The sequence below is a fragment of the Paenibacillus sp. J5C2022 genome (genome assembly GCF_025567625.1).
Taxonomy (GTDB): Bacteria; Bacillota; Bacilli; order Paenibacillales; family Paenibacillaceae; genus Pristimantibacillus.
In genome coordinates, this window is record NZ_JAOQJC010000011.1 from 142,153 (window position 1) to 164,102 (window position 21,950).

31 protein-coding genes are annotated in these 21,950 nt (G+C 53.2%); 26 read left to right on the top strand and 5 right to left on the bottom strand.

The genetic code is table 11. The features are described 5' to 3' along the window. The first annotated feature begins 21 nt into the window (after positions 1-21). From nrdF to M6D81_RS11385, 8 genes are all read left to right on the top strand, one after another. A complete protein-coding gene (gene nrdF, locus M6D81_RS11350) occupies positions 22-1,014 on the top strand; it encodes a class 1b ribonucleoside-diphosphate reductase subunit beta (RefSeq protein ID WP_262676994.1) in 993 nt (330 codons plus the stop codon). A 98-nt stretch (positions 1,015-1,112) separates the two neighbouring features. Next, positions 1,113-1,454 carry a hypothetical protein gene (locus M6D81_RS11355; RefSeq protein WP_262676995.1) on the top strand — a complete coding sequence of 114 codons (342 nt, stop codon included), beginning with the start codon at positions 1,113-1,115 and terminating at the stop codon, positions 1,452-1,454. A gap of 125 nt (positions 1,455-1,579) precedes the next feature. Next, positions 1,580-2,305 (top strand): FAD-dependent thymidylate synthase, encoded by a 726-nt coding sequence (thyX, locus tag M6D81_RS11360; RefSeq protein ID WP_262676996.1) that lies wholly within the window; start codon positions 1,580-1,582, stop codon positions 2,303-2,305. After that, a complete protein-coding gene (locus tag M6D81_RS11365; protein WP_262676997.1) occupies positions 2,298-2,726 on the top strand; it encodes a 3D domain-containing protein in 429 nt (142 codons plus the stop codon). The genes thyX and M6D81_RS11365 overlap by 8 nt, the downstream gene beginning before the upstream one ends. Positions 2,727-2,729: 3 nt before the next feature. After that, complete coding sequence (locus tag M6D81_RS11370; RefSeq protein WP_262676998.1) at positions 2,730-4,205, top strand: hypothetical protein; 1,476 nt, start codon at positions 2,730-2,732, stop codon at positions 4,203-4,205. After that, complete coding sequence (locus tag M6D81_RS11375) at positions 4,202-4,405, top strand: hypothetical protein (RefSeq protein ID WP_262676999.1); 204 nt, start codon at positions 4,202-4,204, stop codon at positions 4,403-4,405. The genes M6D81_RS11370 and M6D81_RS11375 overlap by 4 nt, the downstream gene beginning before the upstream one ends. Beyond that, positions 4,402-4,998 (top strand): deoxynucleotide monophosphate kinase family protein, encoded by a 597-nt coding sequence (locus M6D81_RS11380; RefSeq protein WP_262677000.1) that lies wholly within the window; start codon positions 4,402-4,404, stop codon positions 4,996-4,998. The genes M6D81_RS11375 and M6D81_RS11380 overlap by 4 nt, the downstream gene beginning before the upstream one ends. Continuing rightward, complete coding sequence (locus tag M6D81_RS11385; RefSeq protein ID WP_262677001.1) at positions 4,995-5,429, top strand: phage N-6-adenine-methyltransferase; 435 nt, start codon at positions 4,995-4,997, stop codon at positions 5,427-5,429. Before M6D81_RS11380 ends, M6D81_RS11385 begins: the two co-directional genes overlap by 4 nt. 7 nt (positions 5,430-5,436) lie before the next feature. Here M6D81_RS11385 and M6D81_RS11390 read toward each other — a convergent pair whose 3' ends face one another. Next, entirely contained in the window at positions 5,437-5,775 is a 339-nt protein-coding gene (locus tag M6D81_RS11390; protein WP_262677002.1) for a hypothetical protein, read from the bottom strand. 90 nt (positions 5,776-5,865) lie between these two features. Here M6D81_RS11390 and dcm point away from each other — a divergent pair, with 90 nt between their 5' ends. The 4 genes from dcm to M6D81_RS11410 all read left to right on the top strand — a co-directional run bounded on the left by dcm (position 5,866) and on the right by M6D81_RS11410 (position 8,674). Further along, the gene (gene dcm, locus M6D81_RS11395) at positions 5,866-7,419 is read left to right on the top strand and encodes a DNA (cytosine-5-)-methyltransferase (RefSeq protein ID WP_262677058.1); all 1,554 of its coding nucleotides are present in this window, start codon (positions 5,866-5,868) and stop codon (positions 7,417-7,419) included. Between the two features lie 117 nt (positions 7,420-7,536). Further along, positions 7,537-7,767, top strand: a complete 231-nt coding sequence (locus tag M6D81_RS11400; RefSeq protein ID WP_262677003.1) for a hypothetical protein — start codon at positions 7,537-7,539, stop codon at positions 7,765-7,767. Then, entirely contained in the window at positions 7,768-8,169 is a 402-nt protein-coding gene (locus M6D81_RS11405) for an RNA polymerase sigma factor sigma-70 region 4 domain-containing protein (RefSeq protein WP_262677004.1), read from the top strand. Next, a complete protein-coding gene (locus M6D81_RS11410) occupies positions 8,162-8,674 on the top strand; it encodes a hypothetical protein (protein ID WP_262677005.1) in 513 nt (170 codons plus the stop codon). The genes M6D81_RS11405 and M6D81_RS11410 overlap by 8 nt, the downstream gene beginning before the upstream one ends. Here M6D81_RS11410 and M6D81_RS11415 read toward each other — a convergent pair. The 4 genes from M6D81_RS11415 to M6D81_RS11430 all read right to left on the bottom strand — a co-directional run bounded on the left by M6D81_RS11415 (position 8,671) and on the right by M6D81_RS11430 (position 10,004). Beyond that, on the bottom strand, positions 8,671-8,997 hold the full coding sequence (locus M6D81_RS11415; protein ID WP_262677006.1) for a YolD-like family protein: 327 nt from the start codon (positions 8,995-8,997) through the stop codon (positions 8,671-8,673). The genes M6D81_RS11410 and M6D81_RS11415 overlap by 4 nt on opposite strands. 5 nt (positions 8,998-9,002) lie before the next feature. Beyond that, positions 9,003-9,239, bottom strand: coding sequence for a hypothetical protein (locus M6D81_RS11420; RefSeq protein WP_262677007.1), 237 nt, complete (start codon positions 9,237-9,239; stop codon positions 9,003-9,005). 65 nt (positions 9,240-9,304) lie between these two features. Continuing rightward, positions 9,305-9,712 (bottom strand): type II toxin-antitoxin system HicB family antitoxin, encoded by a 408-nt coding sequence (locus M6D81_RS11425; protein ID WP_262677008.1) that lies wholly within the window; start codon positions 9,710-9,712, stop codon positions 9,305-9,307. 43 nt (positions 9,713-9,755) lie between these two features. Then, positions 9,756-10,004: a type II toxin-antitoxin system HicA family toxin gene (locus tag M6D81_RS11430; protein ID WP_410795722.1), complete on the bottom strand. Its 249-nt coding sequence runs from the start codon at positions 10,002-10,004 to the stop codon at positions 9,756-9,758. Between the two features lie 155 nt (positions 10,005-10,159). On the opposite strand from M6D81_RS11430, the gene M6D81_RS11435 reads away from it, so the two are divergent. The 14 genes from M6D81_RS11435 to M6D81_RS11500 all read left to right on the top strand — a co-directional run bounded on the left by M6D81_RS11435 (position 10,160) and on the right by M6D81_RS11500 (position 21,886). Beyond that, a complete protein-coding gene (locus M6D81_RS11435) occupies positions 10,160-11,005 on the top strand; it encodes a hypothetical protein (protein WP_262677010.1) in 846 nt (281 codons plus the stop codon). A gap of 405 nt (positions 11,006-11,410) precedes the next feature. Continuing rightward, a complete protein-coding gene (locus M6D81_RS11440) occupies positions 11,411-11,800 on the top strand; it encodes a phBC6A51 family helix-turn-helix protein (RefSeq protein WP_262677011.1) in 390 nt (129 codons plus the stop codon). 664 nt (positions 11,801-12,464) lie between these two features. Next, on the top strand, positions 12,465-12,893 hold the full coding sequence (locus M6D81_RS11445; RefSeq protein WP_262677012.1) for an HNH endonuclease: 429 nt from the start codon (positions 12,465-12,467) through the stop codon (positions 12,891-12,893). Between the two features lie 19 nt (positions 12,894-12,912). Then, a complete protein-coding gene (locus M6D81_RS11450) occupies positions 12,913-13,071 on the top strand; it encodes a hypothetical protein (protein WP_262677013.1) in 159 nt (52 codons plus the stop codon). 159 nt (positions 13,072-13,230) lie between these two features. Continuing rightward, a complete protein-coding gene (gene terL, locus M6D81_RS11455) occupies positions 13,231-15,021 on the top strand; it encodes a phage terminase large subunit (RefSeq protein WP_317259116.1) in 1,791 nt (596 codons plus the stop codon). Positions 15,022-15,051: 30 nt separating this feature from the next. Beyond that, positions 15,052-15,309, top strand: a complete 258-nt coding sequence (locus M6D81_RS11460; RefSeq protein ID WP_262677014.1) for a hypothetical protein — start codon at positions 15,052-15,054, stop codon at positions 15,307-15,309. A 42-nt stretch (positions 15,310-15,351) separates the two neighbouring features. Continuing rightward, positions 15,352-16,917 carry a phage portal protein gene (locus M6D81_RS11465; RefSeq protein WP_262677015.1) on the top strand — a complete coding sequence of 522 codons (1,566 nt, stop codon included), beginning with the start codon at positions 15,352-15,354 and terminating at the stop codon, positions 16,915-16,917. Continuing rightward, entirely contained in the window at positions 16,917-17,717 is an 801-nt protein-coding gene (locus M6D81_RS11470) for a phage minor capsid protein (RefSeq protein ID WP_262677016.1), read from the top strand. Before M6D81_RS11465 ends, M6D81_RS11470 begins: the two co-directional genes overlap by 1 nt. An 18-nt stretch (positions 17,718-17,735) precedes the next feature. After that, on the top strand, positions 17,736-18,194 hold the full coding sequence (locus tag M6D81_RS11475) for a phage tail fiber protein (protein ID WP_262677017.1): 459 nt from the start codon (positions 17,736-17,738) through the stop codon (positions 18,192-18,194). A 32-nt stretch (positions 18,195-18,226) separates the two neighbouring features. Continuing rightward, entirely contained in the window at positions 18,227-18,493 is a 267-nt protein-coding gene (locus M6D81_RS11480; RefSeq protein WP_262677018.1) for a hypothetical protein, read from the top strand. Beyond that, positions 18,493-19,617, top strand: a complete 1,125-nt coding sequence (locus tag M6D81_RS11485) for a hypothetical protein (RefSeq protein ID WP_262677019.1) — start codon at positions 18,493-18,495, stop codon at positions 19,615-19,617. The genes M6D81_RS11480 and M6D81_RS11485 overlap by 1 nt, the downstream gene beginning before the upstream one ends. Next, positions 19,617-19,946, top strand: a complete 330-nt coding sequence (locus tag M6D81_RS11490; RefSeq protein WP_262677020.1) for a hypothetical protein — start codon at positions 19,617-19,619, stop codon at positions 19,944-19,946. The genes M6D81_RS11485 and M6D81_RS11490 overlap by 1 nt, the downstream gene beginning before the upstream one ends. Positions 19,947-20,025: 79 nt before the next feature. Beyond that, positions 20,026-20,694 carry a phage scaffolding protein gene (locus M6D81_RS11495; RefSeq protein ID WP_262677021.1) on the top strand — a complete coding sequence of 223 codons (669 nt, stop codon included), beginning with the start codon at positions 20,026-20,028 and terminating at the stop codon, positions 20,692-20,694. Between the two features lie 70 nt (positions 20,695-20,764). Then, on the top strand, positions 20,765-21,886 hold the full coding sequence (locus M6D81_RS11500; RefSeq protein ID WP_262677022.1) for an SU10 major capsid protein: 1,122 nt from the start codon (positions 20,765-20,767) through the stop codon (positions 21,884-21,886). The last annotated feature ends 64 nt before the right edge of the window (positions 21,887-21,950 follow it).

A 21,950-nucleotide genomic window follows, 5' to 3' on the forward strand; every position in this document is an offset into this window, starting at 1 on the left:
AAAGGAGACGATGATATCAACGTGAAAGCCGTTAACTGGAATGTACCGGAAGATTACGTCAACACGTTTTGGAATCAGAATATCGCGCAGTTTTGGACCGACGAAGAGTTCCCGATATCCGACGATTTGGCCGATTGGCATTCGCTGACCTCCGCCGAGCGTGCCGTATATAAGCGCGTCCTTGCTGGACTTACCGGCTTGGATACGCAGCAAGGCGGCGAAGGCATGCCGCTAATCGCCGTCCATACCGATAACAACCGCCAGGCCGCGGTCATGACGTTTATGTCTGCTATGGAGTCGGTTCATGCGAAGTCGTATTCGTCGATATTCTCGACGCTTATCACGACGGAAGACACGGCGTATCTGCTGGACGATTGGTCCGCGTCACATCCCCGTCTAACGTACAAGGCCGAGCGGATTGGACTTTATTACCGCGCGCTGTTGACGCAAAGGCCGACCGTATACGAACGCTACATGGCGTGCGTCGCGTCCGTCTTCCTCGAATCGTTCCTGTTCTACTCCGGATTCTACTATCCGTTGTATCAGGCGGGCCAAGGCCGTATGACGATATCCGGCGAAGTCATCCGCAAAATTATGATCGACGAATCCATCCACGGACTGTTCGTCGGTATGGTGGCGCAGGAGTTGCGGGCGAAGTTGACGGCAGCCGAACGGGAGCGTGCCGAACAGGAAACGGAAATGCTCCTAACGGACTTGTACGATAACGAGGCGGAATACACGCGCGAAATCTATGACGGAATAGGGTTGACGGCCGACGTGCTGCGTTTCGTCGAGTACAACGCGAATAAGGCGCTCATGAATCTCGGACTGGAGCCGGTGTTCAATCCGGAACCATTCAGCGCGATCGTGGCGAACGGACTGTCGTTAGGGACGGTGAATCACGATTTCTTTTCGAAGAAGGGCGACGGGTACGTAATGGCGCTGAATATCGAGAAGATGACGGATGCCGATTTTATTTTCGAGGGAAGGCCGATAGTCGAGCGAAGTATTTGACCGTAAAGTGTGCGAAACGGCGTGCGGCTACGACTATATACGTAGAGGGACCGGTTAGTGATGACGGTCCCGTAAGCCTGAAAGGAGGGCGACGAAGTATGGACGAAAAGTTTACGGGATTGAACGTACTGAACGAAATGGGCGGTGGGCCGTCGGCAGCGGCCATCGTATTGGCGGTGATGTACGCTTTAATGGCGGCAGGGTGTTTATTTTACGCATTCAAGTTGTCGGCGGAGCGAGAGACGTTCTTTGCGACCGGGATAACTGCGTTGGCGATATTGTGCGGGGCGGCTTCGGTACTTTGGTTCGCAGACCGCATCGAGCCGATCCGCTACGAAGTAACCGTCCAGCCCGGACATGTTATCGACGCGGCCAGGTGGGAAATCGTCGAGCAGCGCGGCGAGATTTACGTAATTGAAGAAAGGGAGGTGGCGGAATGACCGTTGAACTAATCGAGGCTATCGGCAAATTTATCGTACAACCGATTGCGGTATGCGGATTCCTCGCATTTCTTGCGTACATGTCTTTCAGAATGTTCCGAGACTAGACGAAGGAGGGTGATTGTTTGAATAAAATCAACGTACTAGATCGCGGATACGTCCGCCTGGTCGACGTAATGGGTTCCGACTTGACCGTAGTCAATGCGGCCCGCGTATCCTATGCGAAGGAGTCGGCTACACTATCCGACCGCGACCGGCGGCTAATCGCATTCCTCGCCCGCGAAGGTCATACGTCACCGTTCCGGCACGCTATCGCTCAGTTCGAAGTGTACGCGCCGTTGATGGTCGCCCGCCAATGGTGGAAATACGTTGTCGGATCGGCCCACTACGAAGGGACAGGCGATAGTCTCGACGCCTGGAACGAAAGCAGTCGTCGCTATATCACGGAGGAACTGGAATTTTACGTGCCTTCGCCGGGCGAATGGCGGTCGGCTCCGGATAATTCTAAGCAAGGTAGCGGCGAAGTGATACCGACGGAACAGGGCGAGATTGCGACGCAAGATTTACTTGATTACGTGGCGTATGGAGAGCGTTTGTACGAGCGCGCGATGAAAAGCGGAGTCTGCGCCGAACAAGCGCGACTATTCCTGCCAGCTTACGGCATGTACGTCCGGTGGTATTGGACGGCATCGCTACAATCCGTTTGTCACTTCCTCACACAGCGGCTTGAACACGACGCACAGCGCGAGATTCAGGATTATGCGAAGGCGATATTGGCGCTAATAGAGCCGAGGTTTCCCGTTGCTATTGACGAGATTTTAACGAAGCATGACGAAAAGGGGGATGCGTAAAGCTAACGTTATAGTGTTGATTTTAACGTTGGTGTCGGTGCTTCTTACGGTGCCACAGCCGGAACAGACCGAAGTCGTGGAAATTGCCGATGAAGGTTGGGTTACGTTTGAAGCGACCGCATACACGGCACGCTGCGACGGATGTACGGGTATCACAAAGACCGGCGTCGATATCCGCGAATCGGTAATGTACGAGGGGTTAACCGTAATCGCCGTCGATCCGGACGTGATTCCGCTAGGCTCGGCGGTGGAAATACGGCTGTCCGACGGAGCGATTATCGAAGGCACAGCGCAAGACGTCGGGGCCGCAATTAAGGGGCGGCGGATCGATATCGCGCACGCAACGAAAAAGGCCGCGTATGCTTTCGGGCGGCAGGACGTGGAAGTACGGATTATAAACGAATATGAAGCGGAGGAATGACGAATGGAGAAGCGGTATCTCGTAATGGTGGCAGAGTCTAACGAATTTACAACGAAGGGCAAAAGGTATGAGATCGTAGAGGAAACGCGAAATTACTACGTAATTAACGGAGACGGTGGTCACGAACTTAGCTATTCGAAAACTCCGGACGATGAGGGCTTGTCGTACGCTACTTGGTTCGTAATCGAGGAAGACAGGGGGTTGACGAACGTTACCGTATTAAAGGACGAAGTCCTCGGCGTTGAGCGGGAATATCGCAGCGTCAGCCGGAAGGCGGCCGTGGGCGAGCGGATTAAGATCGTACTACATCTACCACTTAACAAGTATAACGTCGGAGATGTGCTTACCGTGGAGAGTGCGGTGGGGTACGGTGGAGTGAGAGGCTACGTCGTGTCATCAGAGTACGACCAGGGCATCGGAGACAACGAGTACGTCGTCCTCGAACCGACCGATATCGTACGGGTCGACGGCACCCGGTATCGAATGGTCGAACGGGCGGCAGCGGAGGGCGAGCGTATTATCGTACTTAATCCCGGAACGAGCGTTCACCGTACTGGCGATGTGCTTACGATTACGGAAGTGAACGAACACAACTCGCAGCAGACGCGCAAGGCTGGCAATGTATTCTGCGGATGGCTATATGAGCGAGAATACCGCGTACTTGAGTCGGTTTCACAGCAGAGGCCGTTAAAATCGGACCAGCCCGACCCGACCGAAGAGGCCGCCGAGTTGCTCGTACTACAGCGCCAAATCGATAAATTGACGGGAAGGTTGACGGATGCAGAAACGAAGTTGAGCGAAGCCGAAACGAAACTGGACGAGGCTGGCGCGCAACTTGACGGGCTGACCGGCACCGTGGCGAAATTGACGGCAAGGCTATGCGGAAAGTCGGCGGAAATGACCGCTAAGGCCGACGACCGCGACGGAATCGTGGAGCGCGCGAAGGCCGACGTGGCGGAGTTGGAATGTACGGAGCATTACGACAGATCAGGCGGCGTATCGTATTGGCCGCGTGGTTGCGAGAAACGTGGATATGGTGCTGTTCACGAAGTCGAATACGTCATCAACCGCGAGAAACGTACCGTCGTTGCACTAGTTAAGTACATCGGTGGCGGCCCTGTTAATTACCGTGGTAAGGCAAAGACTGCCCCCGGCGACTGCTTTAACGTGTGGATCGGTAAGGCGATTGCGTTACGAAGGGCGCTCCGCCTGCCGATTCCGTCCGAGTACGTTAATGCGCCACAGCCGACGGTGCCGCGCGTGGGCGACGTTGTTACGTTTCCGGTTGACGACTGCGATGGATGGTACGGAAAAGTCACATACGAGGTTACGTCGTTGGATGAGGGCGACAATTTACGGATTCTGACGTCAGTCCGAGGCGATAGTGTTGGTAATATGGCGAATGGCGGTGATTTGCGTAAAGGGTTCGATATCCTTGTCTTTTACGACGACAGCCGTGATGGGGCGGTGTCCGAATGAGGCTGTATGCGATTATGGACCGAAAGACAGGCGAAGTCGTCCGCGATAAAACGTATGTTAAGTTATCGTCGGCAAAATTAGCACTACGTTACCATTACGGCACCCGAACGGAAAAGTACGGAATTGGATACGTTGAGCGCGCGATAAAGCTTGCGTGGATCATCGACGATAACGATGAATGGACGGAGGTGTTCGAATGAGTTTACCGACTGGCGTTGCAAGGCCGAATATTGCCCTTACGGGACCGCTCCGCTCCGGCAAAGACGAAATAGGCAATCGTCTTTGTCAGCGGCATGGCTACGTACGGTTCGCGTTCGGCGACGGAATCAAGGACGTGTGCAGACGCTTATATCCGGACCGATTCGCAGACAAAGCCGGTAACAGGAAAAAGCCCCGAGCGTTGCTTCAGGGCGTGGGGCAGGCGCTTCGCCAATTCGACGAAGACATATGGGTGCGGCAATGTTTCGCGGAAATCGAAGACTCGCAGGGAATTGCGGGCCACTACGGGATAGTCGAGCGCGCCGTAATCACCGACCTACGCCAGCCGAACGAGTACGAGCGGTGTCGTGCGGAAGGCTTCGTCATCATCCGTGTAAAGGCGGCGGCCGGGCTTCGCATTCAGCGAGCGGTCGAATCGTCCGATACGTTTGCGGCCGCCGATTTAACGCATGAGACGGAGCAGCATACGGACGGCTTCGACGTGGACTATGAGATTGTAAACGACGGGACGTTGGACGAGTTGTACAGGCGTGTAGACGAGCTTATGACGGAAATTGACGGAGGTGCCTCGTGAATACAGCGGTATTATTTTCATCCGAAACTGATTTGTGGCCGACTCCACAAACGTTTTACGACGATCTTCATGCGGAGTTTAACTTTACGTTAGACCCTTGCGCAACGACCGACAACGCAAAATGTCCGATATTCTTCACGAAGGAAGACGACGGACTCATGCAAGAATGGGCGACTCATACGGTATTTATGAATCCGCCGTACGGTCGCGAAATTGCGAACTGGATTCGCAAAGCGTACGAAGAGTCTCGGAAAGGCGCAACCGTAGTTTGTCTCGTTCCGGCAAGAACGGATACGCGGTGGTTTCACGACTATGTTTACGGTAAGGCTGAAGAGATCCGATTCGTAAAGGGACGATTAAAGTTCGGCGACGCTAAAAACTCTGCACCGTTTCCATCAATGGTCGTAGTTTTCCGGGGAGTGCCGAAATAGGCAATCACTACTCTTCTGTTTCGCTAACAAACACGAGCCAACCGTCCTGCTCTGCGGCAAACACGAAGCGGCCGCGCTCCGCCGTTAGCTTCGTCTTGTTATAAAAACGACTGGCCGATATGTATCCGCGCTTATCTACGTTCGCCGCCGTCGGGTCGGACGAACTGGCGGACTGTCGGAGGGCAATTGCGCGGGCGTTCGAGTCGTATCCGAGGGCGACGCGATTACCGGCATCAAGTCCGTACAATTTTACGAAATCGGCCGAGAGCCTCAGCCGTTTGTGCTTGTCGGTGGCGACGTATAGCGTGACGAGCGGTATTGCATCGATATTAAAACGTTTTGACACGGGATCAGCTCCGATATTTAACGAGTTACTAACGCAATTATAACGTTAGCGCTCCGCTAATACAACAATAAACGGTAGGAGGCGGTTTTAATTACGAAGGCACAATTTAAATATATCGAATTGTTCGCGGGGATCGGCGGATTCCGGCAGGCGTTGGATGCGCTGGGCGGAGAGTGCGTATTCGCTTCCGAAATCGATAAGTTTGCGGCGCAATCGTATAAAGCGCTGTATAACGGAGCGCAGGAACTACATGGAGATATTACGGCTATCGCGGCGGCCGATATACCGGATCATGACATATTGGTCGGCGGATTCCCGTGCCAAGCGTTTTCTGTCGCGGGTCAACGTAAGGGATTCGAAGATACGCGGGGTACGTTGTTCTTCGAAATCGCCCGTATAGCAGCCGAAAAGAAACCCCGTTTACTTCTGTTAGAGAACGTTAAGGGCTTGCTATCGCACGATAAGGGTCGGACATTCGACGTCATGTGTGCGGCGCTTAACGATATAGGCTACGCAATCGATTTCCGCGTGCTTAATAGCAAAAACTTTTCCGTACCGCAGAACCGTGAGCGGATATTTATCGTAGCCAGCCGTGACGCCGCGTACGAGCCGTGGAATATCGGAAAAGGCAACGATGTTGTGACGAAGGCGAAACGTAGAGCGGCCGAAGCTGGCGTGCGGACGTTTAACTTCGATTGGCCAGAGATCAGCACAGTAACAAGTCGGTTGCGCGACGTGCTGGAACCGAATGTTGACGAGAAATACTATTTATCCGAAGAGAAGACGGCGAAGTTGTTGGCGCAACTTAACGAACGTATAGATTACACGGAGCCAATCGTTTATGGGTCGCTCGAACACTACGGCAACGATCAAATGAGTCGTATTTATTCCGTTAATGGCGTTGCGCCTACGATTACGGTAGTTAGCGGCGGCGGGCGTGAACAGAAGATTGCAGAACCGCAGGAAGTCAACGAAGGATGTGGGTTATCGTATGCGTTAACGGCGTCCTACGGGCACAAGACGCAGTTGACCGAAAAGACGCTTGGCAAGAAGCGGTTGACGTACGTAGGCGAACCGCAGATCGAAAAAGTCGGACAGATACCATCAGATAGCGGACAGACGGGCGGAGTTTACGGAACAGACGGAATCGCGCCGACTTGCTTGAATCAGCACGGAAACGCGGTAACGAAGGTTGTGGTCGTCGGCAATACTAATCCGTCGGGGCGCGGGATGAACGGGAGTGTCTACGATTCGAACGGACTCAGTCCGACGCTTACGACGAATAAAGGCGAAGGCGTGAAAGTCACCGAGTTTTCTGACGGTTCCGGCATTGCGTACTGCGTTCAAGCTACTTACGCAAAAGGTACGTCGCCGGGCGATGTCGGCAAAGGGCGGAGGACTCATGTTATCGAAAGATCCCTCTACCGCATCCGTAAACTCACGCCGCTCGAATGCTGGCGGTTGCAAGGGTTTAGCGATAGCTCGCACGAAACCGTAAAAGCGGCGGGCGTGTCCGATAGCCAACGTTACAAGCAGGCGGGAAATGCCGTTACGGTTAGCGTAATTGCGGCAATAGGCAAGCCGTTAATCGCGATGTTAAACGAAAAAATGACGAAGGATGACGAAAGAGAGGCGGCTTTATAGTGATATACACGGATAACAAGGACTTCTACCCGAAGCCCGCGAACTGGCCGAACGCAAACGCCAATCAGCGGAAGCTTTCGCGACGTGGGACGGAGTCATTACGGAGGGGGATGCGGAATGAACAACACTAAAGGGTACGAAATGACGGTAAAGGTAACGGCGCGGACGGCCGTATACGGTGAAGAGGCGGAGTACTGGGCGGGATTGACGGACGTGCAGCGCGGCATGATGATGGGCGAAGTAAAGGCGGAGGTCAGGCGTTATTTTACCGAAGAATTGGACGGCGGATCGGAACAACTCGATATAAACGTCGAAGTTACGGAAGTAGAAACGGAGGTGTCCGAATAGATGGGCGCATGCAACGTTGATTTAACGAAGCAGACACGAAAGTACACGGAAACCTATTCGCTTTCTTCGGCCGCTGGCGTTAAAGCATTGCTCCGCGATCGGCACCGGATAGCGGCCCGCCGATTCAAGGGCGATACGGCCGCGTCCGATATTTTGATCGATTTGCATTCCGCTATCAACTCCGCCGGGCTGACGGACAGGCAAACAGAGGCGCTAGCGTGGGTATACGGGGCTGACATTACGCTGGAGAAGGCGGGCGAAATCATGGGCTGTACGAAGCAGGGCGTTAAAGCCTTCGTGGATGGCGCGGCCGGTCGGATAGCTGACGTATTTAAACGTTGGGAGTACGGGGAAATTGCGGTAGAGATCGAAGCCGAAGGGGATGGCGCAGAGGATGAATAAGGATCAATTTGCCGCGGCCGTAACGGAATTAATAGCACAAGGAATCGACGATAGAGCGGAACGTATCGAAGCCGTACGGACGCTTACGGATAAGTATATATCCGCAACGGGCGAAACGCCGGATACTAAGCAGCTCGAGCGGCTGGCGGACTATATCTTGCGCGAAGAGTTGACGAGTATGGATACGCATAAAGTACAGCACGAAGAATATCCGTTTTTGAGCGAGCATCAATTTGACCGCCGCCACCGCCGCGAAGTATCCTTATGGGTTGCGGAAAATCTCGGGGCCGACGGACAGGATCATAAGCCGAAGAAAAAGCGGATGCGTAGCAAATGGGAGCATACGTTCATGGATCGCGGTATTCGGATTGACAACCGCGCTAGAAAGGCGCAATACCGGCGTGATACTGCGCCCGGCCCGGTAATTACTACGATGTCGGAGCCGTTCGTTATGGCGCGGAAGCAGGCGGCCCGCTGGCGTGATTCGCTGAGTCTCGTATACTAGCCGACGCCGATTACGTCATTCAGTCGGAACCATTCGCCATCGATCATAACGCGGCGGCCGTACGTATCAATTCGCTCGACAACGCCGACGGCCCGTAACTCCTCGTACTTATCGTAAATATGCAGCGATATGCTAACCTTTTCGTTAAATGACTCCGCTATGGCGCGTTCGATGTCTTCGATGGCATCGCCGTCCAATAGCGGTTTTTTCTTTGCGCTAAGTTCCCGACGTTGTTCGTTTAAGGCCCGGATATGCTCCGGCAGCATCATGCGCGACGATTCCCACAATCCGTTACCTTCGAGTTTCTTACGTTGATTTAGCACTGTTATCACTCCTTCAACGCAAGTATAGCGGAACGTGCGTTCGTATTCAAGGGCCAAGCATACTGAAACGTGCAATTTTCGATTACAAAATACTCGTCGCGGATTTTAACGTCGCTATCCGTGATCTCGGAAATGCGGCCGCTACCGATTAGTTCCCCGTCTTGGAATACGAGAATAACGGCCCGATCGAGCGCGGCCGTATGAAAGTGGATCGGCGATATTAACGTGCGTGTTTTCGTCATTGTTCGTCACCTCGGCAAAAAGCCCGCCAATTACGACGGGCATATTCGGTACTTCGATACTTCCGTTACTTGACGTCAAGGTACGATTTCAGCGCGTCCTGGAGTATACGCGAGAAGTTAACGTTATTCTCGACGGCCAATTCGTCGAGCCATTTCGGAATCGTTAACGTTTTCTTGACGGCCTTCTGCTCCATTTCGTCGCGGAATGGCGGCATCCACGCTTCGACGAGGACGACCGCCTGGTTATCGCCGACTTTCACGTCGATGGTACGGGACGCAGCCGGTATTCCGTCGCCGTCCGATTCCATACCGTAAAGGTGAAGCGCCATGCATTCGCGCGCCATACGCAGCGCTTCTTCGTCTGTATCGCCACATGTAAATGCGCCGGGCAAATCGGGGAACTCGACGGAAATGCCGTCCGGTTCGTAGCTGAATATTGCCGGATAGATATAGCGGTCTTTCGGCTTGCTCACGTTCTTCACTCTCCGTTCTATGTTATTCCTTGAGCGAAGGGGGCTATTTAAGCCCCGCTTGCTTTAGGATACTTTCGACTGTCTTAGCTGGTAAGTCTTTGTTCGGGTGGGGTACCGTCACTCGGCCTTTCTTAGTGCGATGTTTAAATTGTTTATGACTGCCTTTAGTGTGGACAAGGTACCATCCGTGTTCTTCCAGCAACTTTATTATGTACCTTGATGATTTCCCCCGCAAGTCTTCGTCCCTCCTTTCTGTATTTATTATAACACGTACGATTATACGTGTCAACAAAATGCACGTATTTATATACGTACTTTACTTTCCGTCATTCTTACGGCTATACGATACAACCGCAGGTTTAAGGCGGTTTTATTTGCGTTAATAAACGAATGTGGCGGCATGAACTCCGTCCGATTAACGCTCTATTTTCGAAGGGAGCGTAGAAAGTGCCGAAAGAACATGTACGAAAAGTAGCACGACTACAGTCTGGCAAACCTGTCGGAAACTTGACGCCAGTAAGCGCCGAATGGGCACGCGACGAGCGAGGCGCATTATTCAAATATACGCAAGCTGAACGAGTAGAAGCCGCTAAACGCCGCCGATGGGTTGCGCGTGATAAGCGGCATTTTTCGTTCAGTCACATGCAATATATGCGTGAAATTACGCAAGGGCTATCGAATAAGTATTGCGGCTATCTACTATTATTGCAGCCGTATATCGCGTTTAAGTCCAACGTACTTGTAGCGGAAGGGCACGGTACTGCTCCGCTCAATATCAACGACTTGGCGCGCGTATGGAACGTCACTAAACGGACGGCACGTACGGTCGTCGGCGAATTAGAAGCGCGGAGCATCCTTTTCGAAATGGATGGCAAATTCGCGGTAAATGAACGCTATCACTTTCGAGACAAAGCGGGCGAGGGCGTGAATGCGCTGATCCGCACGTATTTTACTACGTTGAAGCAATTCGACATGACGGCGGCCGACTTAGGCTTCGTATACAAACTGCTTCCTTACGTTCACTACGAAACGAATACCGTGTGCGCCGATCCTTTCGCCAGCCCGGAAGAAATCCGATTCCTCAACGAAAAAGAGATTGCGGGACTTATCGGGATGCATGAAAAAGAGACGATAGCGGTACTTAGGCGGCTGCGGAAATCGAACATTCTGCGCGGATATATTAACGCTGAGAACCGCCGGGACACGTTTACGATACTTAATCCGCACGTGTTTTATCGTAAAAAAGGCGCGCCGGATTCGCTGGTCATAGCGCTGTTCAACCGGAATAGGTAAGGTTTTTTGCACGATATCGGCCGAATAGGTAAGGTTTTTTGCACGGCGGTCAATCGCTGAGATCGTAGACAGGGCGCGGGATTTCGGCGATTTTCCGCTAAAAATCCGGAAATTGTATCTTATCTTATACGGGAGTAAGCGTAGATAACGGTACTACTGGTTCAAATACTGCATAGTTCGTAAAGAGCGTAAACATTACCGTCCTTTTCCTGACGGAAAAGTCCGGGACAACTATACTTATGCGTTGGTCTTTATCGTAAAAGATCACACGTAGAAAGAGAATAAGCCGGACAGCCACGGTTTTGTGGCTGGACGACAGGGGCGGTTTTCCCCTGTATATAAACGGAAATTGCGATAAGCTCCCGTCCAGTCGAGAGCTTTCGTTATAGAAACGGAGGTTAACGTATGAAAACGTTGAATACGGAGCATTACGCAGCTATCCGATACTTAGCGTTACCTAAGTCGGAACGTCCGACTGTAGACGAAATAGCGGCGGAAGTTGGCGTACATCGATCGACTATATTCGAGTGGAAGAAGGACCCGTTATTCGAGGCGGAGTTAAAACGGCAGATGGTACGTAACAGTACGGACATGTTGCCGGACCTTATCGAGTCACTACCGAAGATAGCGATACGAGACGGTAATGCGGCCATGGCGAAGCTAGCGTTACAGATTAACGGATTGCTTACGGATAAGGTCGAGGTGGAGACGAAAGGTGTCGTTGATACGGATATAGAAGCGTTGCGGCAGCGGATTGAGTCGCTTAAAGCGGAACGGAAAGCGGAAGGTTCGTAGGCAGACGGAGGCTCGTCCGTCGGATACGGAATGATACCGTCAAATTGACGTTATTAGATGTAGGAATACGGATAGGTGGCGTTAGAGGCTTCCGACTGGTTCCGACTTTTGACGTAAATATCTGCAACGAGCTTCTGACGGACGCCCCTCCGGAATTTTTCGGAACCGGCCGCATTCGACCCGAAAATCACCGCCATTTACGTAAAATAGTGCAAATTTGACGGTGAATTGGCGGACGTGGACGGGCGGTGGCGGAGTGAGAACGGGTGAGAATGGCGTAGTGGTGCGGGGTGCGGGGGATTCGGAGAGTTGGCGGACTATTACGTGAAATACGGATTTTGTGATGATATACTGTACTATTACGGTAGCACACGCAAGCCCCCAAGGGGGGTATCGTCAAGAGGCCGCTTTAGGCGGTAGTAAAATCTACGCATCAAAAAATAACTTTGAAATTCGGAGGTTAGCGATGGTAGACGTAACAATCTGCGAAAACTGCTCGAAGGACTTACCGGTTAGAGTTATTGCTAATTGCAAACGAATCTGTGACGAATGCTATGCGAAGGGATATCGTAAGAAACGTGCAGCATACGGTACAGGGATAAAAAGTAAAGGCGGAGCGAGGGCGCGCTCTTTTCGAGAGCAGTACCCGCATACTCCGTTTCACATGACGTCTCGATACTTAGCGGGCAAAGCGGGAGTATACTCGGACTTAACGCTTGAAGACGCATACGACATTCACCATACGCCAGACACTTGCGGTTACTGCGGCAAAGAACGAGGGCCAAACGACGGCAAGCGCGCATTCCATATCGATCATATCATTCCGATGGTTCAGGGCGGGCCGAATAGCCGTTGGAATCTCGTAAAGGTATGCGCTAGTTGTAATTCGTCGAAAGGTTCGGCATCGCTCGCCGATTTCCACAGCCGTACGGCTTCGCTGACGGATGATCGATACGACGCCATTATCGCTAACATGGCTGCAATGTCCGGTAAATCTACGGAACAAGTTAACGGACTGCTAACACAGTCCCACGAATTTGAACAAGCGCACCAACGGGAACGGGCGAGGCTAATGGCGCTGCTAGTATCGTAATCGAAACGGAGGTTATCCGATGGAAGAGTTACGGAAGATCGCGTTAGAACTACTCGAACACTACGCCAGCGACGGAGAATCGTTAATTTACGAGTTCAGCGGCCGCATTGACGAAGATCTTGCGGAATTGGCCGTCGAGGTTGCCGAGTACAGACGGAGAATAGACGAAGCTTGCTGACACGTAAAATAACCCGGGCTAAACGCCTGCTAAAGGCCGTCTATTTTCCGCTGTAAGCCGTCCTAGCCGTTCGGTAGTATAATCCGTCTATTAACGATATAGGACGGTAATTTAACGTAAATTTAACGAGATAATTACGAAAGGAGGAATGCCTTCGGCATGTCATGGCTAAACGGACAATCACGCTGGCTTACTCGTAACGAACGGAATAGTAAGATTGCGGAGTATTCCGCGCTAATCGAATCGGCGGCCGACATCGATATTGCTTCGTTACCGTCCGATATGTTAACGGAACTAGACGCGTCAGCGTCCGAACTCGAACGGCTAGAGCGGATCAACGCGGCCGAGGACGACCTGTTAACGTTTGCGCTCGAATATTTCTCGGAGTACGGAAACCCCGGCAACATCGGCAACTGGGACGGATTCGACAGCGAGTCTGTGGCCGATATGCCCGATTTCCACCGCGAGATTGCCGAAATCATGGACGATGTATCCGGGAACGAAGTGAATGCGAAGGTTGCCGTCGCTGCCCCGCGGTCACACGCCAAATCGACGTATTTGTCAAAGGCGTTCCCACTCCGCGAAATCTGCTATCGGAAACGGAAATACTGCATCCTTATATCGGAAACGCCTTCGGTATCGTCAGGCAATCTCGATTGGATCGCGACGCAACTTAAGCATAACGCAAAGCTTCGAGCCGACTTTGGTCCGTTACTATCCGTTAAGCAGCAGGAAAACGTAAAGGATAATTCGGCGGAATTTATCGCGGCGGAAATAGACGGAACGTCCGGAAGCAAGCGCCCCCTAGCCCGCGTCGAAGCCGCTAGTACCGGTCAGGCGTTGCGGGGCCGGAATTGGAACGGCGTGCGGCCGGATTTGATCGTATGCGACGATCTCGAAGATAAGCGGAACACAAATACGGAGCAGCTTCGACAGGAAATGCGGGATTGGTTCGCGCAAGTCGTTATACCGCTAGGCGATCCGAAAGGGCTGCGGACGGCAATCGTATACATGGGAACGACGGTACATCATGACGCGCTGCTCATACGGATATTGACCGAAAGGTCCGACTTTCGGACGAAGATTTACCGGGCGATTATCGAATGGCCTGAGCGGATGGACTTGTGGGAAGCGTGCCGACTCGTATACCAGGACCCGGATAAAGCGGCGGCTGAACGGACGGCGGAAGCGCGAGCCTTGTACGAAGCGAACAAAGCCGAAATGGACCGCGGCGCGACCGTATTGTGGCCGGAAGTGCAATCGTTATGGAAGCTGATGACGTGGAAATGGGACAACGGCAGCAAGGCGTTCAACACGGAGTACATGAATAATCCGATTGACGAAGAGTCCGCCGTGTTCAGGCCGGATTCTTTTTCGTATTGGGACGGGAAAGAAATATCCGCGCTACTGACGCAGTACCCACGGCCGACCGACCAATTTGACGTATACATGGGCGTTGACTTCGCGATGGGCAAGCAGCGCGGCGATTATTCCGCAGTCGTTACGGTCGCCCGGCATAAGAAAACGGGGACCATCTACGTTATCGATGCGTGGGGCGAGCGGGTGCATCCCGACGTATTCCTGCGAATCATTACGGAGAAGGTTACGAAGTATCAGCCGAACGGTATCGCGGCCGAAGCGCAGGCGGCGCAGGAATTTTTCGTTCATAAGCTGAAGCAGGCGCTCACGTCCGCTGGATACCCGGCACGCGCCCGCGTCAAAGAGATATATCAGCGGTCACGGAAGGAACTCCGGATCGAAGCGATGGCCCCCGACATCGAGTCCGGGGCTATTCAATTTACGCGGCGGCATGCGTTGCTTCTCGAACAATTCGAGCAATACGGAACCGGCTCGCATGATGACGTAATTGACGCGGCAGAAATGGCCGTGAGTATATCGAAATCCGGCCGGAAAAAGGTACGGAACAAACCGTCCGTATTCTATCGTTAAGCGAAGCCGGTAAATAGACGGGGGTATGAAATGGCGAAATACCGTAAAAAGCCCGTAGTTATCGAAGCTTTCCGGTTTATGATCGACGAACACATGCCGGATTGGTTCAACCATAAACGTAACAGCAATGAGATTGTCACGTATGACAACGGTTCGTGCGATATTCGAACGTTGGAAGGGACCGTGCGGGCGGATTTCGGAGACTACGTTATAAAAGGAATCCAGGGCGAGTGTTACCCGTGTAAGCCGGAAATATTCGATGCAACTTACGAAAAAGTTGCGGAATGAAAATTAATACTCAACGATAGATGAACGAAAGGAGGATGAAGAGTGCCGAAACTATTTAAGCCTGACGCCCAGTACCCGCCAGCCGCCGATATCGAACGGATCGCGAAGTACCGACGTGCCCGCGCAATCTATGACGGGCGGCTTTACGATGTGTACGAACGGGCATCGGAGCTATTGAAGGACACGCCCGCCGCACCGCAGCTTGCAAAGTTATATATCGCCGTAAACTTGATGGATACGATAATTAGTAAACCGGCCGATTTGATGGTCGGCGAGCCCCCAACGTTCGAATCCGGTAAGGAATCGGACGGCTCCGAACAGGCCGCGCTTAACCGAATCGTCGAAGAAAACGACGTCGTCCAGCTCGTACACGAAGCGGTAACGGGCGGCGGCATACGGGGCGACGCGTGGTTTAAGACGTACTATTCCGTCCGGCAGGACTTCTCGGCCTTGACGGAGTCCGGTCTTCCGGTCCCCGACGTCGATCCCGAGCCGATTATCGAAGCGGTCGACGGCTGCTACGTATTCCCCGAACTCGCGAAAGGTAGCCGTAAGAAGTTTACGGCCGTCAACGTTGCTTATGTCGAGTGGGTATCGGAATCGACGAGCGTAATGGAAACCGTGCTATCCGGTCAGAAGACGGACGAAACGCCGTACCTTAACGTCGAGCGCCATTTACCCGGCTATATCGTCTATGAACGGTACAAGCTGACGGCCCGCGGCGTCAACGCAGAATACGGCGTCAATATTCCAGTGTTTACGATCGGCGACGCAGTACCGACCGGACGGGAAACGGACATCGTCGAAACCGGCGTCAATCGGCCGCTCATTTTCCATGCACCGTACAAGTCCGTTGACGATACGTGGCAAGGCGTGGGCGGCATCGAAAAGTTAGAATCGGTACTGGCGGCTATTAACGACCGTATCGTGCAGATCGATTACATCTTGTGGAAGCATTCGGACCCGATTGCCTACGGGCCCGACGACATAGGCGATGATGGTAACGGAGATGTACGGTGGGGCGGTAAATATATCCCCGTTGAAAAAGGCGACCAGGTTCCCGGTTACATGACGTGGGACTCGCAGCTTGACGGAGCCTTTAAGGAACTCGACTTGCTGCTATCGTTGGTTTTTACGCAATCGGAAACACCGCAGTGGTTATTCGGTACGATCGTAGCAGGAGCGGACAAAGGCGGAACCGGCACGTCGCACACGGACGGCGTGGCGATCAAAGCACGCTTTATGCCGATCTTATCGAAGGTGAAGCGTATCCGCTCGCACATCGACCGTGCCCTCCGTGACGCGTTATGGACGGCGATGGAACTTGAAAACTACGCGAACGAAGGCGTCGAAGGCTTTAATCCATACGAACCGGTATATCCGAAGATTAACTGGCGCGACGGCATCCCGCGCAACGAAAAAGAGGAAGCCGAAGTATATGCGATCCGAACGGGGGCAAAACCGACGGCCGACGTCAGAACCGCAATCAAACGGATGGACGCACTAGATGACGCACAGGCCGACGAAATCATGACGAGGATTGACGAAGACGAGGAGAAAGCGGCCGGAACCGTAGATGGTACGGTGTTTAACGAGGTGGTCGTATAATGACCGATCTCGCGGCCGCATATAAAGACGCCGTTAAACGTATTCGGGCGGAACTACTCTCGATGGACTTGACGGACATGTCGCGGGCTAACACGGCTGCCGCCTTACGTGAGGTCGCCCGTATATTATCGGCGCTGAACAAGGAATCGGCCGAGTGGGTTGCGACGAATATTCCGGAAGCTGCACGTGTCGGAGTCGTAAAGGCGATAATCGACCTTGGCGTTGCGGAATCCGTTGAAGCGGCCGAGAAAATTGCGAAATTTAACCGTATTAACTCGGACATGGTAGCGGCCGCCATCGCCGATACGCAGTCCGATTTACTCGCCGTAACGCAAAACATCGACCGGCGGACGAAAGCGACCGTCCGGAAAGTGGCGGCGGACTCGTTCCGGGCGAATATGGCGGCGGGTATTAACGGGTGGCGGACAATAAGCCGGGACATTCTCGCAGGATTACGGGCAGAACTCGGCAAAGCGGTCGATACCGGAATCATAGACTCGGCAGGCCGACGGTGGAAGCCTGAAGTATACGTCGATATGGTCACGCGGACAAAGACGGCCGAAATGTCCCGGAACGCGGCGACGAACGAAGCTATACAGCGTGAGGCGTATTATGGCGTTATATCGCGGCACGGTGCGACGGACGCCTGCCGAGAGTACGAAGGTAAAATCGTAAAGTTGATACCGGACGCGCCCGGCGATTATCCCTATATTGGCGAGCTGCCACGTAGAAAAATTTTCCATCCATGTTGCCGCCACACGGTAACTCCGGTACGCGATCCGGCAAGAGTGCGAAATTAGACGAAGAGGTGACGATAAATGAACGAAGAGTTAACGGTGAAAGGCCGTTTATCGTGGAAGCACGTCCGGAACGGCGAAGTAATTGCGGCGGCCGAACGCGATAACGTGATTACGACGGCCGGTAAAAATGCGCTGGCTACGTTACTTACGTCGGCGGCCGCGGGAACATCGCTCGTTACGCACATGGGCTTCGGCACAGCTAGCGCTCCTGTCAACGTGGCCGACGCGGCACTCGGAACGGAACTGTCCGGCAATGGCTACGGAAGAGTGGCCGTCGCCAGATCGAATCCGAGCGGAAACGTCGTGCAATATACGGCAACATTGACGGGCTTGTCCGCCGAGGTGACCGTCGAAGAGGCGGGCTTGTTTGACGCGGACACGGGCGGGACGCTTTTCGCGCACCAATTGACCGGTCCGGTTACGCTATCATCCGCATCCGACTCGCTACAGGTAACGTGGCAAGTGACGGTCAGCTGACGATGAAGTATAGCGTTCGGGGATTTTTACCGGTGAGTGACGGCGGCCCGATTATCGACGTTATTAACGACTATACGTTGTGGCGTCTGATCTCGGATAATACGCAAGACGAACAGGGGATTCCGCTATTTACGTTTGAAGCGTGGATCAATTCGGCGGCTGACAGAGTAGCGCTTTTTGATCGGCTGAAACCGTATGTTGACGGACATGGCGGTCGTATCGATTGGCATGAATGCACGCACGACGAGCCTAATCCGCAGCCTTGCGTGATCGTGGATACGTACCGAGGTGGGGAGTAATGACGGTCTATTTACAGTTGGATGGCGTAGATGACGCATTAACTATACCGCAGATAACGTTCTCACGAATACTGCTTGACGCTACGATCGAGGAAGTGCCGTCTTGGGGAAAAGTAATAGGGAAACCGTTCGGGTTCGTGGTCCAGCGCAACTCGGCGTCCGAGAATTTTCAGTGGAACCCCGACCACGTAATCTCAGTACGACGGGATGGTTCGGAGCAGGCCGACCTGACACCGTTTATCTCGCTAGACTCTCGGCATCTGTACGACATAGAGACGTTGTCAGGAACTTCCCTTGCGACATATATCCTATCTAACAACGGATCTAGTGGATTTGGCGGCGGTAAAATCTATGACATCAAATATTACAACGGCGGCGCTCTCGTAGCCCATTACGATATGTCTACGGGCACAGTCGCCGATCAATCCGGAAACGGCCATGACGCTACGCTCACGGGCGGCACGTGGCTCGACGACGGCGAAGGCGGCGGGACCGAATATACGGCGGCATTGTCTGACGGCTTTACCGTTGTCGACTCGTTATCTAAACGCCTGACGATCGCAGTAGCGGACGCAATCAATACGGGCGACGGAGTAAGCGGCGGAACTGACCGGTACCTGGCGGATAATATTAGCGGCATAGACAGCGTCTCCGTAACTTCCGGCAAATCCGTCATGCTTTCGGATGCCTTCGCGCTGTCCGAAGCACTCCGTAAAGCAGTATCGGCAGGACTGGCGGACGGGATCGGCACGGCGGATAGTTTTGGCGGGCAAGGCGATTATGACCGAAGCGCGACCGACTCTATATCGATAATAGACGCAATACAAACGTCCAGCGGCAAGCTTGTGACGTTATTTGACGTTGTCAGCGCAGCCGATGACGTAGGCCGTGCGGTTTACAAAGCGATCGCCGACGGGATGGCGGTAGTAGATAACGTGACCCCGGCGGCCGCGCGAGATGTACGCTTATATGACGTCATCTTGGCGGAAGATAACGTAGCTATCCGACCGCCGGACGTAAAGGACATCGTGGCTACGGTCAAGCTCGAAGGTAGTCGGACGTTAACGGCCTATATTGTCGGCAGCCGGACGATAACAGTGCGATTGCGAGGTGATGTAACGTAATGGCGACAGGGCAAGATTTTACGCTAACGGCGGGCGATACACGGAACATTGAGGTAACGGTGGATAGCGTCAACCTAAGCGGCGCGACCGTAAAATGGGCGGTTAAAAAGACGGTGTATGACGCGGAGTACGTGTTGTATAAAGATACGGACGCCGGTATTACGGTAACGGGCGCGGCGGCCGGAGAATTTACGATACCACTGAAGCCGGAGGATACGGCGGGACTATCCGGTAACTACGTTCACGAAGCGGAGATAACGGACGCATCCGGCAATGTATCAACAATATTGACCGGAACAATGACGGTTAAGCTCGGAATTATTAACTAAGCGTAATCTCGACCGAACGTATAAGTCGCTAAACTGCTACGGATATAGCCGACGGGCTTTATACGGTGGAGGTATACGAATGAGTAACGAAGTTATCGAAACGAACAAATACCGCCTTGCACTCGATTTGCAGACGTTTAGTGACGATCCTGATCCGGAACCAACGCCGGAACCGACGTTTACGCAGGCGGAACTCGAGGCGAAGATTGCAGAACGGCTCGGCCGCGAACGCAAGAAATACGCCGATTATGACGATCTGAAGGCGAAGCTCACAGAATTTGAGACCGCCGAGGCCGAGCGGCAGAAAGCGGCCATGACGGAACAAGAACGTATCCAGGCGGAGCTTGACGCGGCGAAGAGGGCGGCGGAAGAAGCGGACAGTAAATCGGCGGCGGCAATTGAAGCGGCGAACCAACGCGTAATCAAAGCGGAATTTAAGATTGCGGCGGCTGGCGCTAACATCCGGAAGGATGCGTTGGACGATGCATATGTTCTCGTCGATAAGGCAGGAATCTCGGTCGATGACGGTGGGAACGTGGTCGGCGTTAAAGAAGCGCTGGAAGCGTTAGTAGACGCAAAGCCGTACCTTATCGAACAGGCACCGGCAAAGCCGAAGAAGATCGGCGAACCGAATAATCCGGAACCTGACGAGAAGAAGACGCTAGAAGCGCAATTGGAAGATGCGAAAAAGCAGAAGAACTTTAGTAAAGTCGTAGAGTTATCGAATAAGCTAATCAACTTTAAGTAAGAAGTCGGCCCAAAAACGGTCGGCTTTTTATTTTATAAAAAACTAAACGATATCAAGGGGGAAATAATCAATGCCAGCATTGACTTATGATTTTCAGGATCAAGTACGCCAACTAGAAGCAGGAATCTCACTAATTATCGACGACGCCCCAACGTTGCTCGGATTGGTCGGTATGGGCAGCGAATCGCTGTTCCAAACGAAATACGAGTGGATGTCCGATAACCTCAACTCGAACCGTGCTAATGTGCCCGGCGGTGCGGCCGATGTTGATACGAACATTACCGTTGCTGCGGGCGACGGCGAGAAATTCCGCGTTAACGCCATCGTAGTTGCAGGCGAAGAGTACATGCAAGTTACGGCAATCAACGGCGATGTTATTACGGTTACTCGCGGATTTGACGGCACGACGGCGGCTGCAATCGGGGCTGGCGACGAACTACGCATCGTATCCCGTCCGCAACTCCAAGCCGCAATGCCGGGTATTGACGAGTCGCACGACCGCTACACCGATTACAACTACACGCAAATTATCGAGCGTTACGCGGCTGTATCCGGCACGCAGCAATCCGTACGTACTTACAACGTGGCCAACGAGCTTGACTATCAGGTGCAACTCCGTCTGAAAGAGGCTTCCCGCGAGCTGAACGATTGGTTGATTTACGGCCGCCGTATCCAAGGCCAAGGCAATAAGCCATCCGTTTCCGGCGGTCTGCTGTACTTTGCGGAGACTAACGGCGCGGCGAAACAGAATGCAAGCGGCGGAGAGATTACACCTAAAATGCTTAACGACCTGGCGGAAAGTACGTTCCAGCGCGGCGGCAGCGTAAACACTATCCTGACGAATACGGCGGGCGCGCGTCAGATTACGAAGTTTGCTGGCGATACCATCCGCACAGAGCGTACGGACACGGGCTCCGGCCACAAGATCCAGACGTTTGTTACCGACTTGGTAGGCGGCAGCGTCGCAACTGTCGTTATCGACCCGAACTTCCCGAAAAACAAGGTGGCGCTGCTTGACCGTGGAATCCTGTCGCTCAACGCGTTACAAGGACGTAGCCTGTACGACGTGGACGCGTCGATTCCGGGCGCTGACTTCGTGGCCCGTCAGATTCGCGGCGAGTACGGAATCACCGTTAAAAATGCGAAGGAAAAAGTCGCTGTCCTCGAGAACATCTCAACATCCGTATCTTAATCGGACAGTAAACGGAGGGGTTAGCCGCCCCTCTTACGACGATAAAATAACGGAGGTGTAGCGA

Excerpts from the sequence above, each read along its gene's own strand:
- M6D81_RS11355 (WP_262676995.1), top strand. The coding sequence starts at position 1,113 with ATGGACGAAAAGTTTACGGGATTGAACGTACTGAACGAAATGGGCGGT.
- M6D81_RS11365 (WP_262676997.1), top strand. The coding sequence starts at position 2,298 with ATGCGTAAAGCTAACGTTATAGTGTTGATTTTAACGTTGGTGTCGGTG.
- M6D81_RS11370 (WP_262676998.1), top strand. The coding sequence starts at position 2,730 with ATGGAGAAGCGGTATCTCGTAATGGTGGCAGAGTCTAACGAATTTACA.
- M6D81_RS11375 (WP_262676999.1), top strand. The coding sequence starts at position 4,202 with ATGAGGCTGTATGCGATTATGGACCGAAAGACAGGCGAAGTCGTCCGC.
- M6D81_RS11380 (WP_262677000.1), top strand. The coding sequence starts at position 4,402 with ATGAGTTTACCGACTGGCGTTGCAAGGCCGAATATTGCCCTTACGGGA.
- M6D81_RS11400 (WP_262677003.1), top strand. The coding sequence starts at position 7,537 with ATGAACAACACTAAAGGGTACGAAATGACGGTAAAGGTAACGGCGCGG.
- M6D81_RS11405 (WP_262677004.1), top strand. The coding sequence starts at position 7,768 with ATGGGCGCATGCAACGTTGATTTAACGAAGCAGACACGAAAGTACACG.
- M6D81_RS11410 (WP_262677005.1), top strand. The coding sequence starts at position 8,162 with ATGAATAAGGATCAATTTGCCGCGGCCGTAACGGAATTAATAGCACAA.
- M6D81_RS11420 (WP_262677007.1), bottom strand. The coding sequence starts at position 9,239 with ATGACGAAAACACGCACGTTAATATCGCCGATCCACTTTCATACGGCC.
- M6D81_RS11440 (WP_262677011.1), top strand. The coding sequence starts at position 11,411 with ATGAAAACGTTGAATACGGAGCATTACGCAGCTATCCGATACTTAGCG.
- M6D81_RS11445 (WP_262677012.1), top strand. The coding sequence starts at position 12,465 with ATGACGTCTCGATACTTAGCGGGCAAAGCGGGAGTATACTCGGACTTA.
- M6D81_RS11450 (WP_262677013.1), top strand. The coding sequence starts at position 12,913 with ATGGAAGAGTTACGGAAGATCGCGTTAGAACTACTCGAACACTACGCC.
- terL (WP_317259116.1), top strand. The coding sequence starts at position 13,231 with ATGTCATGGCTAAACGGACAATCACGCTGGCTTACTCGTAACGAACGG.
- M6D81_RS11460 (WP_262677014.1), top strand. The coding sequence starts at position 15,052 with ATGGCGAAATACCGTAAAAAGCCCGTAGTTATCGAAGCTTTCCGGTTT.
- M6D81_RS11470 (WP_262677016.1), top strand. The coding sequence starts at position 16,917 with ATGACCGATCTCGCGGCCGCATATAAAGACGCCGTTAAACGTATTCGG.
- M6D81_RS11475 (WP_262677017.1), top strand. The coding sequence starts at position 17,736 with ATGAACGAAGAGTTAACGGTGAAAGGCCGTTTATCGTGGAAGCACGTC.
- M6D81_RS11485 (WP_262677019.1), top strand. The coding sequence starts at position 18,493 with ATGACGGTCTATTTACAGTTGGATGGCGTAGATGACGCATTAACTATA.
- M6D81_RS11490 (WP_262677020.1), top strand. The coding sequence starts at position 19,617 with ATGGCGACAGGGCAAGATTTTACGCTAACGGCGGGCGATACACGGAAC.
- M6D81_RS11495 (WP_262677021.1), top strand. The coding sequence starts at position 20,026 with ATGAGTAACGAAGTTATCGAAACGAACAAATACCGCCTTGCACTCGAT.
- M6D81_RS11500 (WP_262677022.1), top strand. The coding sequence starts at position 20,765 with ATGCCAGCATTGACTTATGATTTTCAGGATCAAGTACGCCAACTAGAA.